The organism is Propionivibrio pelophilus DSM 12018, from assembly GCF_059569095.1.
The window spans coordinates 26506-41592 of record NZ_JCANUT010000034.1 but is presented as its reverse complement, the minus strand read 5'-3'; the positions used below and the strand labels follow the sequence as shown (position 1 = coordinate 41592).

General features: G+C 62.6%; 16 protein-coding genes. 6 read left to right on the top strand and 10 right to left on the bottom strand.

Going from position 1 to position 15087, the window contains the following annotated elements; all coding sequences use genetic code 11:
- Positions 1–307, top strand: a 307-nt coding sequence (locus tag BO74_RS13825) for an IS3 family transposase (protein ID WP_496442961.1), incomplete at its 5' end; no start/stop codon positions are given.
- Between the two features lie 30 nt (positions 308–337).
- Here BO74_RS13825 and BO74_RS13820 read toward each other — a convergent pair.
- The 4 genes from BO74_RS13820 to BO74_RS13805 all read right to left on the bottom strand — a co-directional run bounded on the left by BO74_RS13820 (position 338) and on the right by BO74_RS13805 (position 3577).
- Positions 338–475 (bottom strand): VOC family protein, encoded by a 138-nt coding sequence (locus tag BO74_RS13820; RefSeq protein ID WP_496442960.1) that lies wholly within the window; start codon positions 473–475, stop codon positions 338–340.
- A gap of 4 nt (positions 476–479) precedes the next feature.
- The gene (locus tag BO74_RS13815; protein ID WP_496442959.1) at positions 480–1760 is read right to left on the bottom strand and encodes a TRAP transporter large permease; all 1281 of its coding nucleotides are present in this window, start codon (positions 1758–1760) and stop codon (positions 480–482) included.
- Complete coding sequence (locus BO74_RS13810; RefSeq protein WP_496442958.1) at positions 1757–2293, bottom strand: TRAP transporter small permease; 537 nt, start codon at positions 2291–2293, stop codon at positions 1757–1759. The genes BO74_RS13815 and BO74_RS13810 overlap by 4 nt, the downstream gene beginning before the upstream one ends.
- A gap of 270 nt (positions 2294–2563) precedes the next feature.
- Complete coding sequence (locus BO74_RS13805) at positions 2564–3577, bottom strand: TRAP transporter substrate-binding protein (RefSeq protein ID WP_496442957.1); 1014 nt, start codon at positions 3575–3577, stop codon at positions 2564–2566.
- A gap of 122 nt (positions 3578–3699) precedes the next feature.
- On the opposite strand from BO74_RS13805, the gene BO74_RS13800 reads away from it, so the two are divergent.
- The 4 genes from BO74_RS13800 to BO74_RS13785 all read left to right on the top strand — a co-directional run bounded on the left by BO74_RS13800 (position 3700) and on the right by BO74_RS13785 (position 6876).
- Complete coding sequence (locus BO74_RS13800; RefSeq protein ID WP_496442956.1) at positions 3700–4734, top strand: LacI family DNA-binding transcriptional regulator; 1035 nt, start codon at positions 3700–3702, stop codon at positions 4732–4734.
- A 231-nt stretch (positions 4735–4965) separates the two neighbouring features.
- Positions 4966–5775, top strand: a complete 810-nt coding sequence (locus BO74_RS13795) for a beta-keto acid cleavage family enzyme (protein WP_496442955.1) — start codon at positions 4966–4968, stop codon at positions 5773–5775.
- Between the two features lie 8 nt (positions 5776–5783).
- The gene (locus BO74_RS13790) at positions 5784–6209 is read left to right on the top strand and encodes a GlcG/HbpS family heme-binding protein (RefSeq protein WP_496442954.1); all 426 of its coding nucleotides are present in this window, start codon (positions 5784–5786) and stop codon (positions 6207–6209) included.
- Between the two features lie 7 nt (positions 6210–6216).
- Positions 6217–6876 (top strand): aspartate/glutamate racemase family protein, encoded by a 660-nt coding sequence (locus BO74_RS13785; protein WP_496442953.1) that lies wholly within the window; start codon positions 6217–6219, stop codon positions 6874–6876.
- A 19-nt stretch (positions 6877–6895) separates the two neighbouring features.
- On the opposite strand, the gene BO74_RS13780 is transcribed toward BO74_RS13785, so the two are convergent.
- The 3 genes from BO74_RS13780 to tfpB form a co-directional block, all read right to left on the bottom strand.
- A complete protein-coding gene (locus BO74_RS13780; protein WP_496442952.1) occupies positions 6896–7741 on the bottom strand; it encodes a 23S rRNA (adenine(2030)-N(6))-methyltransferase RlmJ in 846 nt (281 codons plus the stop codon).
- 12 nt (positions 7742–7753) lie between these two features.
- Positions 7754–8998, bottom strand: a complete 1245-nt coding sequence (locus tag BO74_RS13775) for a nitronate monooxygenase (protein ID WP_496442951.1) — start codon at positions 8996–8998, stop codon at positions 7754–7756.
- Positions 8999–9146: 148 nt separating this feature from the next.
- Positions 9147–10940 carry a type IV pilus assembly ATPase TfpB gene (tfpB, locus tag BO74_RS13770; protein WP_496442950.1) on the bottom strand — a complete coding sequence of 598 codons (1794 nt, stop codon included), beginning with the start codon at positions 10938–10940 and terminating at the stop codon, positions 9147–9149.
- A gap of 185 nt (positions 10941–11125) precedes the next feature.
- Here tfpB and BO74_RS13765 point away from each other — a divergent pair, with 185 nt between their 5' ends.
- Complete coding sequence (locus BO74_RS13765; protein WP_496442949.1) at positions 11126–11455, top strand: hypothetical protein; 330 nt, start codon at positions 11126–11128, stop codon at positions 11453–11455.
- Positions 11456–11477: 22 nt separating this feature from the next.
- On the opposite strand, the gene BO74_RS13760 is transcribed toward BO74_RS13765, so the two are convergent.
- From BO74_RS13760 to BO74_RS13750, 3 genes are all read right to left on the bottom strand, one after another.
- Positions 11478–11975, bottom strand: coding sequence for a DNA-deoxyinosine glycosylase (locus tag BO74_RS13760; RefSeq protein ID WP_496442948.1), 498 nt, complete (start codon positions 11973–11975; stop codon positions 11478–11480).
- 115 nt (positions 11976–12090) lie between these two features.
- On the bottom strand, positions 12091–13998 hold the full coding sequence (gene htpG / locus BO74_RS13755; RefSeq protein WP_496442947.1) for a molecular chaperone HtpG: 1908 nt from the start codon (positions 13996–13998) through the stop codon (positions 12091–12093).
- Positions 13999–14151: 153 nt separating this feature from the next.
- Positions 14152–14952 carry a DeoR/GlpR family DNA-binding transcription regulator gene (locus BO74_RS13750; protein ID WP_496442946.1) on the bottom strand — a complete coding sequence of 267 codons (801 nt, stop codon included), beginning with the start codon at positions 14950–14952 and terminating at the stop codon, positions 14152–14154.
- Positions 14953–15087: the final 135 nt, after the last annotated feature.

The following is a 15087-nucleotide window of genomic DNA, read 5'->3' as shown; positions in this document are numbered from 1 at the left end:
CCATTCAGATCGCGGCAGCCAGTACTGCGCCCACGCTTATCGAAAGCAACTGCAACAATTCGGCATGCAAGCTTCCATGAGCCGCAAGGGCAATTGTTGGGACAACGCGCCGATGGAGAGTTTCTGGGGTTCCCTGAAAAACGAGTTGGTGCATCACAGGCGCTTTACTACGCGCACACAGGCCCGGCAGGAAATCACCGAGTACATTGAAATCTTCTACAACCGAATTCGTAAGCAGGCGAGACTGGGCTATCTGTCGCCGGCACAATTCACCCAGCAATACCATGCAAAACAGATAGCCGCTTAACCCGTTGGACTCTACGGTTGACGACCTACCTCAGTAGTTCTTGATCGGCACCTGCGGGTTGTAGTACCACGGACCGACGCCCAGCGTGCGCGACCAGTAGTCCATGGCCGCTTCGATATCGGGCACGACGTAGCCCAGTTGACGGATTGCTCCTAGATGTCTGCTCATGGGATCACTTCATTATCAGGTTGGGTAACCAGGTCGAAACGGCGGGAACGAAGGTCACCACGCCCAACGCCAGAACCAGGGGAATAAGGAACGGAATGGCGCCCGCCACGACACGCTGCAGCGGCAGCCGCGAGATCGAGGACACCATGTAGAGGCTCATGCCGACCGGTGGCGTGAGCAGGCCGACCATCAGGTTGAGGACGACGACCACGCCCAGTTGCACCGGATCGACGCCCGCCTCCATCAGCGCCGGGGTGAGGATCGGCGCCAGGATCAGGATCGCGGCGATCGACTCCATCACCATGCCGACGACCAGCAGCAGCACGTTGACCAGCAGCAGCAGGACATACGGGCTCTGCGACATGCCCAGGAGGAACTCGCTGGCTTTCATCGGCACCTGGTCGATGGTCAGAACCCAGGCGAACAATGCCGCCGAGCCGACGATGAACAGCACGCTGGCCGTCGAACGCACGGTCTCCCGCGCCGCTTCGACCACGCCGGCCCAGGTCAGCTCGCGGTACACCAGCGTGCCAAGTAGCAGCCCGTAGACCACGGTCACGCCGGCCACTTCGGTCGGCCCGAACCAGCCGCTGATCAGCCCGCCGACCAGGATGACCGGAGCGATCAGCGCCGGCAGCGCGACGATGAAGCACTTGCCAAAAGCGCCCCAGTCGAACGGCGTGGTGTCGGCCGGCAGGTTCTGCCGCCGCGCCATGACGCTCACCTGCGCCATCAGGAAGATCGCCAGGACGATTGCGGGAATAGCCCCGGCCAGCAGCAGCTTCACCGCCGACACTTCCGCCGCGGCGGCGAAGATGATCAGCGGAATGCTCGGCGGAAAGATCGGCCCGATGGTCGCCGCCGCCATGGTGATGCCGGTGGCGAATTCATCGCTGTAGCCGCGGTCGCGCATCTGCTTGATCTGCGTGCCGCCGAGTGCGCCGATGTCCGCCAGCGCCGCCCCCGAAATGCCGGAAAAGATCAGGTTGGCGAGCACGGTCACATGCCCCATGCCGCCGCGAATCCGTCCGACGAGCATCTGGATCACCGAGAACAGGTGGCGGGTAATCCCCGACGCGCCGAACAGGGCCGCGGCGAAAATGAACATCGGCACGGCGAGCAGCGGCACGGAGTCGAGCGCGTTGATGGTGCGCTGGGCCAGCACCGACAACGGCATGTCGGCCAGCCAGATCACCACCCCGGCGGAGAGCCCCATCGAGACGGCGATCGGCAGCCCCAACATCATGGTGACGACGAAGATCAGCAGCACGGAAAGACTCATCATGATGCGGCTCCTTCCGTCACGGTCGATGCGTGGCAGGCGGCCGGCGATTTACCCTTCAGCGCACGCAGCAGGCGGGACAACGCAACAAGCCCGAACAGCAGCATGCCGATGGCCGCCGGCAGGTAGAACAGCCAGTTCGGCATGCCCAGCGCCGGCGTCGAGAATTTCGCGGCTTTCTGCATGAACGCCCAGCCGCCCCAGAAGAACAGGCCGCAGAAGAGGACGATCAGCGCCTCGTTGAACAGGTGCAGCGCATAGGCCGCCTTGCCGGTAAACCGGCTGGAAATCATGTCGACCTTGACGTGCCCGTCGCGCATCAGCAGCAGCGGAATGGTCAGATAGACCAGTCCCAGCCCGGCATAACGCGCCAGCTCGTCGGCCCAGGGCCAGCCGGAGCCGAACAGATCCCGCCCGGCGATCTGCAGCAGCACCAGGAACGTCATCACCCCGAGCAGGATCATGGCGACGACTTCGAAGAACCGGCAGGCGCGGTACAAGATCCCGCTGTCGGGCGGCGATGTATCGTGTTGCATTGTCTGAACCTCTCTGTGCTTCTTATCGATGAGGCCTGAAGATGTATAGATTCGTCACCCCGGCGAAGGCCGGGGTCCAGTCGGCGATTGCTCTCCGATACTGGATACCGGCCTACGCCGGTATGACGGCAACTTTCTACTTCATCGGGCCGGAGCAATATGTACGGCGATCGCTCGTCACCCCGGAAAAGCCGGGGCCCAGTTTCTTGAACTCCTGGATTCCGGCGTTCGCCGGAATGACGACTCAGCAATAAACCAGCAACTCCCGCGTCACTTGACGGCAGCGATTTCCTTGTACAGGTCGCCGTACTTCGCCGCGAACTTCTGGTCGATCACCTTCTTGACCGACGCCTTGAAGGCATCGAGCTTGAGGCCGTTATCCGGGCCGATGACGGTCATCTTCAGGCTCTTGAGCTTGGCCAGCTCCTCGGACTCCTGCGCACGCACCGTCTCGGTGGCGCGCTGGCGAACCTCGGCGGCGGCCTTGGCCACGGACTGGCGCAGCTCCGGCGACAGTCCCTGCCAGATCTTCTCGTTGATGATGATGACCTGGGCGTTCATGATGTGGCCGGTCAGCATCATGTGCGACTGCGCCTCGTACAGCTTGCTCGAGAGCACCACGTTGACCGGGTTCTCCTGGCCGTTGACGACGCCGGTCGCCAGCGCCGTCGGCACTTCCGACCAGTCGACCGGAACCGGAACCGCACCCAGCCCCTCGACGGTGCTCATGTAGATCGGGAACGGAATCGCACGGATTTTCGTCCCGGCGAGTTCGGAAGGCTGCGTCACCGCCTTGTTCGCCGTGAGCTGGCGGGTACCGAAGTAGTAGGCGTAGAGCACGCGCACGCCGGCCGACTTGATCAGGCCGTCATTGAGTTTCTTCATCACCGGCGAGTCGACATCGACGGTCTTCATCAGGTGGTCGACGTCGCGGTAGAGATACGGCGTATCGAGGGCGGCGAACGGCTCGTGCAGCGAACCAATGCCGGCGGCCGTGTTGTGCGACAGGGCGATGGTCCCGGTCGATGCCGCTTCAGCCAGCTCCTGCAGCTTGCCAAGGCTGGATGCCGGGTAAACCTTGATCTTGATCTGCCCGTTGGTGTGCTTTTCCACGGCTTCGGCCAGCCAGTTGGCCTGAATGCCGGCAGCGCTCGACGGCGGGTTCATGTGGCCGTAGCGCCACTCGATGGTTTTTTGCGCGTAAGCGAACGGCGTCGCCCCCAGACAGACGGCCGAAACCAGGCCAAGAATCGTGCGACGAGAGAACAAGCGGCTTGCAACCATGATGTCTCCTGATATTTAATTGAATGGAAATGTTGTTGTGACCCTGCCACGAAGCGAACCTTATGCCCGTATCCAAGCTCCGGTCAAACGATCGAATTGATTTATTTTGATGTTTTTACGCCATGTCATCAAAACTATCCCGAACCCGCATCGTTGATATCGCCCGCGAGGCGGGCGTTTCCACCGCCACCGTCGATCGCGTCCTCAACCGCCGCCCAGGCGTGCGCGAGGCCACCGTCCAGCGCGTGCTCAAGGTCGCCGGCAACCTCGACTACCTGCCGGAAGCCAGCCTGTTCGAATCGCTGCGCCCCAAGCCGCTGCGCCTGAGCTTTCTCCTTCCCTCGGGAACCAACCGCTACTTGCGTATGCTCGGTGACATGGTCGCCTCCTCGGAGGAACACCTGACCCCGTTCAACGTTCGCTGCCGCAGCTATTTCATCGAGGGCTTCAATCCCGACGTGCTGGCCGAGCGCCTGCTCTACCACGGCCGCCGCTCCGACGGGGTCGCCTTCATGGCCCTGGAACACCCCCGCGTGCGCGAAGCGGTGGCCACGCTGGCGGAAGAAGGCATTCCCGTGGTCACGCTGGTCTCCGACCTGACCCATTCACGCCGCGTCGCCTACGTCGGCCTGGACAACCGCGCGGCGGGACGCACCGCCGGGCTGATCGTCGGCCGCTTCGCCGGCGGACGCGGCGCGGTGGCGCTGATCGCCGGCAGCCGCGCCTATCGCGGCCACGAGGAGCGCGAGGTCGGCTTTCTCAGCGTGATGAGCGAGATGTTCCCTGCCATGCGCGTCGTCGGCCTGCGCGAGGGCCAGGACGACGCCGAAAAGAACCGCAAGGAAACCCGGCAACTGCTGGAGCAGTTTCCCGACCTCGTCGGCATCTACAACATCGGCGGCGGTGCCGACGGCGTGGCGCTGGCGCTCAAGGACGCCGGCCGCGACCAGAAGATCGTCCTCGTCGGCCACGGCCTGACGCCCGACACGCGTTCGCTGCTGATCGACGGCGCGATGGACGCCGTGCTCACGCAGCCGCCGCTGAGCGTGGTGATGAACTGCGTGCGCATCTTCTGCAACCTGCGCGACAAACGCGACCCACTCGCCGGCGTCGAGGCGCTGCGCATCAGCGTGGTTTTCCGCGAAAACCTGCCCTGACCGCCCCCTGCCCGGCGCATGCCGGGCATCACCGACATTCGCAGGAGTCGGCCAAAAGGCTTCCGAAACAGCGGGTTGCCTCGCCAAAGCCGCAAAAACACATCAAAATCAATCACAAAAGATCACCACTTGCTCATTGACACGCCTTCAGCGCGGCCGATCTAATACGCCGCATCGCACTCGGGCAATCGCCCGACGCCAACAATCGCGACTCTTGAAGGAGACAGCAGAATGAACAAGGTCATCATCTCGCTCGCCCCGGTTTCCGCCGCCGACACGCGGGTCATCCCCGCCGAAGTCGCAGCCGAAGTGGTACAGGCGGAAAAACTCGGCGCGGCGATGGTCCACCTGCACGTGCGCGACAAGACCGGCAAGCTGACGCCCGACGTCAGCGACTTCGCCGAAACCATCGGCCTGATCCGCAAAGGCTCGAACCTGGTCATCCAGGCCTCTTCGGGCGGCATCTCCGACATGACCATGGAGCAGCGCTGCGCGCCGCTGTTCAAGTGCCCGATCGTCGAAATGACCTCGCTCAACGGCGGCTCGACCAACCTCGGCGATGCCGTGTACGCCAATTCGTTGCCGGACATCCTCTACTGCGCGACGATCGCTGCCGAGAAGAAGACCGTCCCCGAGTATGAGGTGTTCGAGGTCGGCATGATCAACTCGATCTGCCAGCTCGAAGAGCAGATCAGCGTCTCGAAGCCGATGCTGATCAACACCGTATTCGGTCATCGCGGCACGATGCCGGCGACGATCGACGCGCTGGTGCATTTCCGGCATTTCGTTCCCAAGGATGCACTGTGGGGCGTCACCCACTTCGGCCGCAAGAGCTTCGACTTCCTCGCCGCGGCGATCGGCATGGGCGCCGACCTGGTGCGCATCGGCTTCGAAGACAGCAAGTTCATCGACGCCGAACAGCGGGCCGAGAACAATCTGCAACTCGTCGAGAAGCTGGTGACACTGATCCGCGCGATGGACCGTGAAGTCGCCACGCCGGACGAAGCGCGGCGCATCCTCAACATCCAGCCCAAACCGTAAGCACCGACATGACCGACAACCTGCCGCAGCGTACCGCGCAGTCGACCGTCAACCACGCGCTCGCACTCGCTGCCGAGAAGTACGCCGCCACCGGCCTGAGCGTGGCCGTCTGCGACCGCAACGGCTTCCTGCTCGCCTTTGGCCGCACCGACAACGCACGCCCGCTGAGCATCGAACTGACCCTGCGCAAGGCCTACACCGCGTCGCGCATGGCGTGCTCGACCCTCGCCTTCCAGCAACGCCTGCAACGGGAAAACCTCGAACTCTCGTGGTTCGGCGACGAGAAATTCGCCGCCATGCCCGGCGGCGTTCCGATCTTCAACGTCGGGAAGAAGCTGATCGGCGCACTGGCGATCGGCGGGATTTCAGCCCAGGAGGACGTCGAGGCTGCCGAAGCACTCGTCGCCGCGTTGCAAAACAACCTGTCTTCGTGAAAACAAAATGACCAAAGCCGCACTATTCCATACCAGCGCCGCCACGCTCGGACTGTTCCAGAACCTCACGGCGAACGTTCTACCCGGAGTAGAAATCGTCCATTTCGTGGAGGAATCGATGATCCGCGAGGTGATGAAGAACGGCGGACCGACGCCCGAGATCAACGCCCGCATTGCCGGTTACGTGCAGGCCGCAGAGAAGGCAGGCTGCGCGATCTTCATGACCGCCTGCTCGTCGATCGGCGGCAGCGTCGAACAGTGCCAGTTTCTCACCCAAATGCCGGTGACGCGGATCGACGAGGCGATGATCGAGGAGGCCATCCGCAAGGGGCCGCGCATCGCCGTGCTCGCCACGGTGGAAACCACCCTCCGCCCGACGCTCGACTACCTGCACCGCCGTGCGCGTGAGGCCGGCGCGGCCATCGACGTCCGCCCGACGCTGATGGCCGACGCATTCAAGGCACTGCTCGCCGGCGACAACGAAACGCACGACCGCATCGTCGCCGCCGGACTGCGCGAGGCGCTGGGCAACGCCGACGTGGTCGTCCTCGCGCAAGCCTCGATGGCCCGCGCCATGGCCGGCATGCCGCCGAGCGACGTGCCGGTGCTAACCTCGCCGGAACGCGGTATTCAGCGCCTGAAGGAACGGATCGAGCAGTTGCAGTAAAGAAAGGAAGGCTGGCGGCTCAGGCCGCCTGCTGCTCCAGGATGAATCCGGCACCGGCATCCTCGCCCAGCGCCTCGACCAGGAACGGCATGACCCCGGCCAGCGTGTCGTGCAGCGTCCACGGCGGATTGAGCACGAACATGCCGCTGCCGTGCATCCCGAAGCCGTCGCGCGCCGGCTCCCGCACGCGCAGCGCGACGTGCAGCCAGCCCTTGCCCGGCAGGTGCTTCAGGCGCCGCGGCAGTTCGCGCGACTCGATCCGGGTCAGTTGCGGATACCAAACAGCGTACGTACCACCGGGGAAGCGCGTCAGTGCCTCTTTCAGCGACTGAATAACCCGTTCGTAGTCCTGCTTTTCCTCATACGACGGATCGACGAGCACCAGTCCACGACGCGACTGTGGCGGCAACAAGGCACGAAGTCCGGCGAAGCCATCCGAGTCCTCGACGACCACCTGCTTGCCGGCGTCGAGGAAATTCGAGCGCAACAGGCGCGCATCCGTGCTGTGCAGCTCGAACAAACGCAACCGGTCCTGCTCGCGCAGCGTCCACAGACTGAAGAACGGCGAGCCGGGATAGTTGCGCAGGCGCCCGTCGGGATTGAAGCGCCGAACCAGATCGACGTAATCGGCGACCGGCGCCGGCAGATCGGCCCGAGCCCACAAACGACCGATACCGCCGCGGTACTCGGCGAGCTTGGCGGCATAGCCGCCCTCGAGTTCGTAGGCGCCCGCTCCGGCGTGCGTGTCGATCACCCAGAACGGCTTCTCCTTCTGCCCGAGATAGCGGGTCAGCTGGATGAGTACCAGATGCTTGAGCACGTCGGCATGGTTGCCGGCGTGGAAGGCGTGACGGTAGCTAAGCACGGCGCGGCTGTCTTATTCGGGCAGCGCGATCTTGCCGTCGGTACTGAACTGATAATCCTTGAAGACGTGCTCCGCGGTCAGCAGGCGGAACGAGCCGTCGTCCTGCTTGCGGGTGGTGTCCTTCAGGCGATAGGTGTAATGCCCGCAGGTCCACAGGTCGAAGTTGCGCATCTGCGTGCACAGACAGGTCTTGTCCATCACCGACACGCGCTTGGCGCCCGGATGAGCCGCCACTTCGCGGTTGTATGAGGTGATGTACGAGCAGTTGCCACTGGCGTCGAGCAGGTAACCGTAGGCCTCGCAGTTCGGGCGGATGCCGTCGCCGATCGCCGGGCTGTTCGACAGCATGCGCATCGGATAGCCGGTCGGCGAGATCATGTTGACCTCGATCCCGTCCTCGTTGGCCTCGAAGTATTTCTGCTTGATCGGGTCGGGCAGACCGCATTCGTTGGTGACCGTGAAGCGCGTCGCCACCTGCACGGCGCCCGCGCCGTTCTCCAGGAATCTCGCCGCATCGCTGCCGGTGAAGATGCCGCCGGCCGGGATCAGCGGAATGTCCAGCTTCTCGGCCTGCAGGTACTGATAGATTTCGGCGACGATCGTCGCCAGGTCGTACTTCGCCCAGTCCAGGCCGAACCCCAGGTGCCCGCCCGCAAGAGGCCCCTCGACGACGATGTAGTCGGGCAAGCGATTGGTCCGCGCCGACTTTTTCAGGAACAACTGCAGCGCGCGCAACGACGAAACGATGATCCCCAGCTTGGCATCACGGAAGCGCGGATGGTCCTCGATCAGGCCGAACGAGCCGAGATGCAGGCCGGCGGCAAGCGTGATGCCGTCGATGCCCGCATCGAGCGCCGCTTCGAGCCGCACCTTCAGCGTCTCGCGCGGCGCGTTCATGGTCAGCTTTTCCATGCAATTGACCAGGATCAGGCCGTCGCCGCGCTTGCGCTCCATCGTCCGGCCGACGTGCATCTTGGTCGCCTCGGCGAGTTGGCCGAGATCGAACTGGACGACCGACTTGTTCGGATTGGCGACGTTGAACTTGTACTGCTTGAGCTTTTCCTTGACGTACTTGGTGTCGAAACGGCGATCGGTCACCGTGTTGATCATGGCGTCGGAAATGTGCCCGACGCCGCCGAGCCGGGCCGCCTCGAGCGCCAGATCGGCCGTCGAGATATCGACGCCCATCCCTCCGATAACGATCGGCACCAGTTCCTTGTTGCCCAGCCGCAAACGGAAATCATCAACACGTTTCATCCAGCACCTTCCACGAGACCCGCCTGCGCGACGATCCGGGCAGGCTGAAAAATAATTTGCCATTATCGCTCATCGGAAGCCCGGTTGACACACAAGGCGCTGAAAAAACATGGAAAAACACTGCTCACCCACGCTTGTCGGGCATCCGTCACACGCGTTCCGAAGGCGGCGCGACCTTGAACACTTCGGCCAGCGTCGTCAGCCCCGCCGCCACCTTCATCGCCCCGGAAATGCGCAGCGGCTTCATCCCTTCCCGGTAGGCGAGATCGCGGATCTTGGCGATCTCGGCGTTGTCGCTGACCAACTGCTTCATGTCCGGCGAAAGCGTCAGAATCTCGTACAGGCCGATCCGGCCGCGGTAGCCGGTCATGCGGCAATCGAGACAGCCGACGGGGTGATGGAACTGTGCCGGGCGGTTGGCCTTCCACGGTGCCACCAGGCGATCCCACATGGCGCTATCTTCGCCCGTCGCCGGCCGCGCTTCCTTGCACGACGGACAGAGCACGCGCACCAGCCGCTGAGCCATCACGCCGAGCATCGTCGCGCTGATCAGGTACGACGGCAGACCGAGATCGAGCAAGCGGGTCACGGCCGACGGCGCGTCGTTGGTATGCAGCGTCGACAGCACGAGGTGACCGGTCAGCGCCGCCTGGATGGCGACCTCGGCGGTTTCCAGGTCGCGAACCTCGCCGACCATGATGATGTCGGGGTCCTGCCGCATCAGCGCGCGCACGCCCTCGGCGAAGGACAGGTCGATGACCGTCTGCACCTGCAACTGGTTGAACGCCGGCTCGACCATTTCGATCGGGTCTTCGATGGTGCAGACGTTGACTTCCGGGGTGGCCAGCTGCTTCAGCGTCGAGTAAAGGGTCGTCGTCTTGCCGGAACCGGTCGGACCGGTCACCAGGATGATGCCGTTCGGGCTGTTCGACATCGTTTCCCAGCGCTCGCGATCCTCGTCGGAAAAGCCGAGGTCGGAAAAATTGCGCACCAGCACTTCGGGGTCGAAGATGCGCATCACCAGCTTTTCGCCAAACGCCGTCGGCAGCGTGGACAAGCGCAACTCGGCCTCCAGGCCATCCGCGGTACGCGTCTTGATCCGCCCGTCCTGCGGGCGCCGCTTCTCGACGAGGTCCATGCGCCCGAGGATCTTGATCCGGCTGACCATCGCCGCCATCACGCTCATCGGGATCTGGTAAACCTGGTGCAGCACGCCGTCGATGCGGAAGCGCACGATGCCCAGTTCGCGGCGCGGCTCGATGTGAATATCGCTGGCGCGCTGTTCGAAGGCGTACTGCCACAGCCAGTCGACGATGTTCACGATGTGCTGGTCGTTGGCGTCGAACTGGCGGTTGGATCGCCCGAGCTCGACCAACTGCTCGAATGACGACAGTCCGGCGCTCTGGTTGCCCATCTGCGACGCCTTCTTCACCGAACGCGCCAGGTTGTAGAACTCGACCAGATAGCGGGCGACGTCAAGCGGGTTGGCAATCACCCGCCGGATCCGCTTCTTGGTGATCGACTCGATCTCCTGCTCCCACTCGCGCAGGAACGGCTCGGTGGTCGCGAAAACGATCTCGCTGGCCGTCACCCGCACTGCCAGAATGCCGAAACGCGTCGCGTAGGCACTGGAGACGACGTCGGTCACCGAAGTGAAATCGACCTTCAGTGGATCGATATGGAAATACTCCAGCCCGACCCGCGCAGCGAACCATTCACCAAGTTCTTCCAGCGTCAGCGGCCGGAACGGCGGCTGCAACGATTTCCACTTCTGCTCGGCGATGATGGCCAGCGGGTGGGCGGAAAAACGCTTCAACCGCACCTCGGCGATCAAGGCGTCCGCCTCGGCCCGGTCGGCCAGACCATCCTCGACCAGCATGCCGAGCACCTCGGGAACGGTCAGTCGATGTTCGGGAAGGGACTTCGGGCTCGGCGCGGGCATGGGATTCAATCCAGGAAAAGACCCGGGGAACTATACCCGACTCGTTCTTGTCTGCTCAACGTCAGGAAACGTAAAGAACATTCATTCTGGATATCTCCTTGATGACTTGAACGCCCGGGTGCGGATACAATCGCGCACGTAGCGCCCACTGCCCCACTCCTGCCCCACCCATCCCTGGAGTTTTGATGAAAAGCGTTGTGCTTGTTCTTTCCCTGCTGGCGACGATGGCCTTGCCGGCCTACGCGCAGCTGGGTCCCGCCGGCGTTCCCGGCGCCCCCGGTCTCGCGCCCGACCCCGACCCGGTATCGGTCCCGGCACCTCCACCGCCCGCGCCCCCCGAACCAAAGAAAGACGTTCCGCCGCCGGTTCCGCGCGAGTGCACCAAATCGAAGAACGTAGGCCGTTGCGTCGCTCGTGTCGAAGCACGCAAGAAAGCCGAAGCGGCCTGCAAGGGGACTCCGAAGGCCAAATACAAGCAGTGCGTCCGCAACCAGCTGAAGGCAAAAAAGAAGTAGAACCGCTCCCCAGGAGGGGAGCCTATGAACCTACCGCCCAAACTTCTTTCCAGCGCTCTACCTTGCGGACAAACGACAACGTATAGGCTGGACTGGTCGAGGGCAGGACACAGGTTTCATACCCCTGCCCGGCGAACCAGCGTTCGAATTTTCCGGACGTCTTGCCGTTGAAACAGATGCGCCGCAATCGCGGCGCGTGCTTTTTGAGCTGCGAAAAATCGTTCGGTTCCGCCGCCTCGATCGCCGAATCGAGCGCACCTTCCCGCCGACAGGTGCGATAAACGTCCCACACGCCGACGTGGTGGCGCAGCAGGCAACGCTGCTTCTCGGCGTAATCGAAGGTCATCAGAGGCTCGCCGAGGAGTTCGGCCATCACCCGCCAGAACTGGTTCTGCTTGTGTGCGTAGTAGTGCTGTGCGGCCAGCGAGGCAGGCGACGGGAAACTGCCCAGGATCAGCGTCCCGACTCGGTGATCCAGAATCGGTGGAAGACCTTCAAGCAAAGACGGGTCGGTGTTCACGGCGTTTCCGGCTTCACCGCACCTCAAAAATCGCCCATGGCGCGAAGACGAGCCGAAGACAGTGCTGTAGCACGGCGAGGCGAAGTCGACAAAGCCAGGGGCGATTCTCCATCCATTATTTCGACAGGGCGAGCATCAGGTCGTTGATGCGCTTGACGAAGCCGGCCGGATCTTCCAGCGTGCCGCCTTCAGCCAGCGTTGCCTGCTCAAGGAGCAGATTGACCCAGTCGTCGAAGCGGGCTTCTTCATACTTGAGGCGTTGCACGGCCGGATGTTTCGGATTGATCTCAAGGATCGGCTTCATCTCCGGCGCCTTCTGGCCGGCGGCCTTGAGGATGCGCGCCAGGTTGCCGCCCATGTCATTCTCGTCGGCAACGATGCACGACGGCGAATCGGTCAGGCGATGCGTCACCCGCACCTCCTTGATCTTCTCGCCGAGCGCCGACTTCATCTTCTCCAGCAGTTCCTTGAACTCGTCGGCTGCCTGTTCGGATTCCTTCTTCTCTGCTTCGTCCTCCAGCGTGCCGAGGTCGAGCCCGCCCTTGGCGACAGACTGCAACTGCTTCCCGTCGAACTCGGTCAGGTAGCCGGTCACCCACTCATCGACGCGATCGGAGAGCAGCAGCACTTCGATACCCTTCTTGCGGAAGATTTCGAGATGCGGGCTGTTCTTCGCGGCGGTGAAGGTTTCGGCGGTGACGTAGTAGATCTTCTCCTGCCCTTCCTTCATCCGACTCACGTAATCGGCCAACGACACGGTTTCGTCCGGGGTATCGGTCTGCGTCGAGGCGAAGCGCAGCAGTTTGGCGATGCGTTCCTTGTTGGCGAAATCCTCGCCGACGCCTTCCTTGAGCACGCGACCGAACTCGGTCCAGAACTTGCCGTACTTCTCCTTCTCGGCGGCGTCATCGCTGTCGGCCAGCCCTTCGAGCATCGACAGCACCTTCTTTACGCAGCCGCCGCGGATCGTCTCGATGTCCTTCGATTCCTGCAGGATCTCGCGCGAAACGTTGAGCGGCAAGTCGTTCGAATCGACGACCCCGCGGACGAAACGCAGGTACAACGGCATCAACTGCTCGGCGTCGTCCATGATGAACACGCGGCGCACGTAGAGCTTGACGCCGTGGCGGGCATTGCGGTCCCACAGATCGAACGGCGCGCGCTGCGGGACATACAGGAGCTGGGTGTATTCCTGCTTGCCTTCGACCTTGGCATGAATGTAGGCGAGCGGCTCCTCGAAGTCGTGCGCGACGTGCTTGTAGAACTCCTTGTACTGCTCGTCGCTGATCTCCGACTTCGGCCGCGCCCAAAGCGCCGAGGCCTGGTTGATCGTCTCGTCCTCGTCGGTGACGACCTGCTCCTTCTTCTCCTCGTCCCACTGCTCCTTCTGCATCAGGATCGGCAGGGTGATGTGGTCGGAGTACTTGCGCACGATCTGGCGTAGTTTCCAGCTCGACAGGAAATCGTCTTCGCCGTCGCGAAGATGCAGGATGACATCGGTTCCGCGCCCGACCTTCTCGACCATCTCGATGCTGAAGTCGCCCTCGCCGGCCGACTCCCATTGCACGGCCTGACTGGCTTCCAGCCCGGCACGGCGCGAAATGACCGTTACCTTGTCGGCAACGATGAATGACGAGTAGAAGCCGACGCCGAACTGGCCGATCAGGTGCGCATCCTTGGCCTGGTCGCCGGTCAGCGCCGAGAAGAACTCGCGCGTACCGGACTTGGCGATCGTGCCGAGGTGCTCGACGGCCTCCTCGCGCGACAGGCCGATGCCGTTGTCCGAAATGGTCAGCGTGCGCGCTGCCTTGTCGAAGGACAAACGGATCTTCAGTTCCGCATCGTCGCCATACAGCGCCGGGTTGTTCAAGGCCTCGAAACGCAGCTTGTCGCAGGCATCGGAGGCATTCGAGACCAGCTCGCGCAGGAAGATCTCCTTGTTGCTGTACAGCGAGTGGATCATCAGATGCAGCAGTTGCTTGACTTCCGTCTGAAAGCCGAGGGTTTCCTTGTTGGCGCCCATGAATAACTCCGTAAGACGTTGATTTACATAGATTGGTCAGAAATGCACAGCCAGGCGCGAGCGCCGGCGGCAAGCGAGCCGAGGCTAAATGGGGTTACCGCCGCATATTTCAAGGCTGGGCATGCACACCGCAACCCGCAGGGCACGATCGGATCAGACGGAGGGCTCCCCGGCAGGTTCTGAAACGTGCAGTTCGACCTTCGCCTTGCCCAGTTCGGCCAGAATGCTTTCCGGCGGCTGACAATCGGTGAAGAGAACATCGATGTCCGAGATGTGGCACAGGCGGACCATCGGATTGCAGCTGAACTTCGTATGATCGGTCACCAACACCACCTGCCGCGCGTTCTCGATGATCGCCTGGGCCACGCGTACTTCGCGGTAGTCGAAATCGAGCAGCGTACCGTCTTCGTCGATCCCTGAAATGCCGATGATGCCGTAGTCGACCTTGAACTGGCGCACGAAATCGATCGTCGATTCACCGATCACCCCGCGGTCGCTGCGCACCACGCCCCCCGCCACGATGACCTCGAAACTCGGGTTGTCGCACAGGACATTGGCCACGTTCAGGTTGTTGGTGATCACCCGCAGGTTCTTGTGGCCACGCAGCGCCTTGGCCACTTCTTCGGTCGTCGTCCCGATGTTGATGAACAGCGACGCGTTGTCCGGGATGTAGTCCGCCACCATGCGCGCGATGCGAATCTTCTCTTCGTGGTTCAGCACCTGCCGCGTCGGATAGTCAACGTTCTGGACGCTGGAGGCCAGCCCGGCGCCGCCGTGGAATCGCCGCAACATTCCCTGTTCGCACAATTCGTTGATGTCACGGCGGATGGTTTGCACGGTGACCCCGAGCGTCTTGCTCAACTCCTCCGTCGACAGGAAACCGTTGAGCTTTGCCATCTCGATGATTTCAAGATGCCTTGGCGAAAGATTCGTTTGCGAATTCCGATTTTTCATAACCCATCCCCCTGACACGCAACCCTTTTCGCACGGCCTTGCAGGCACGAATTTTACCCCAACACCCTCCGATCAACAGGCACCGTCATTCCCCTGGATACAAAAAATATATTCCTTTAGAAACAATACAGACTA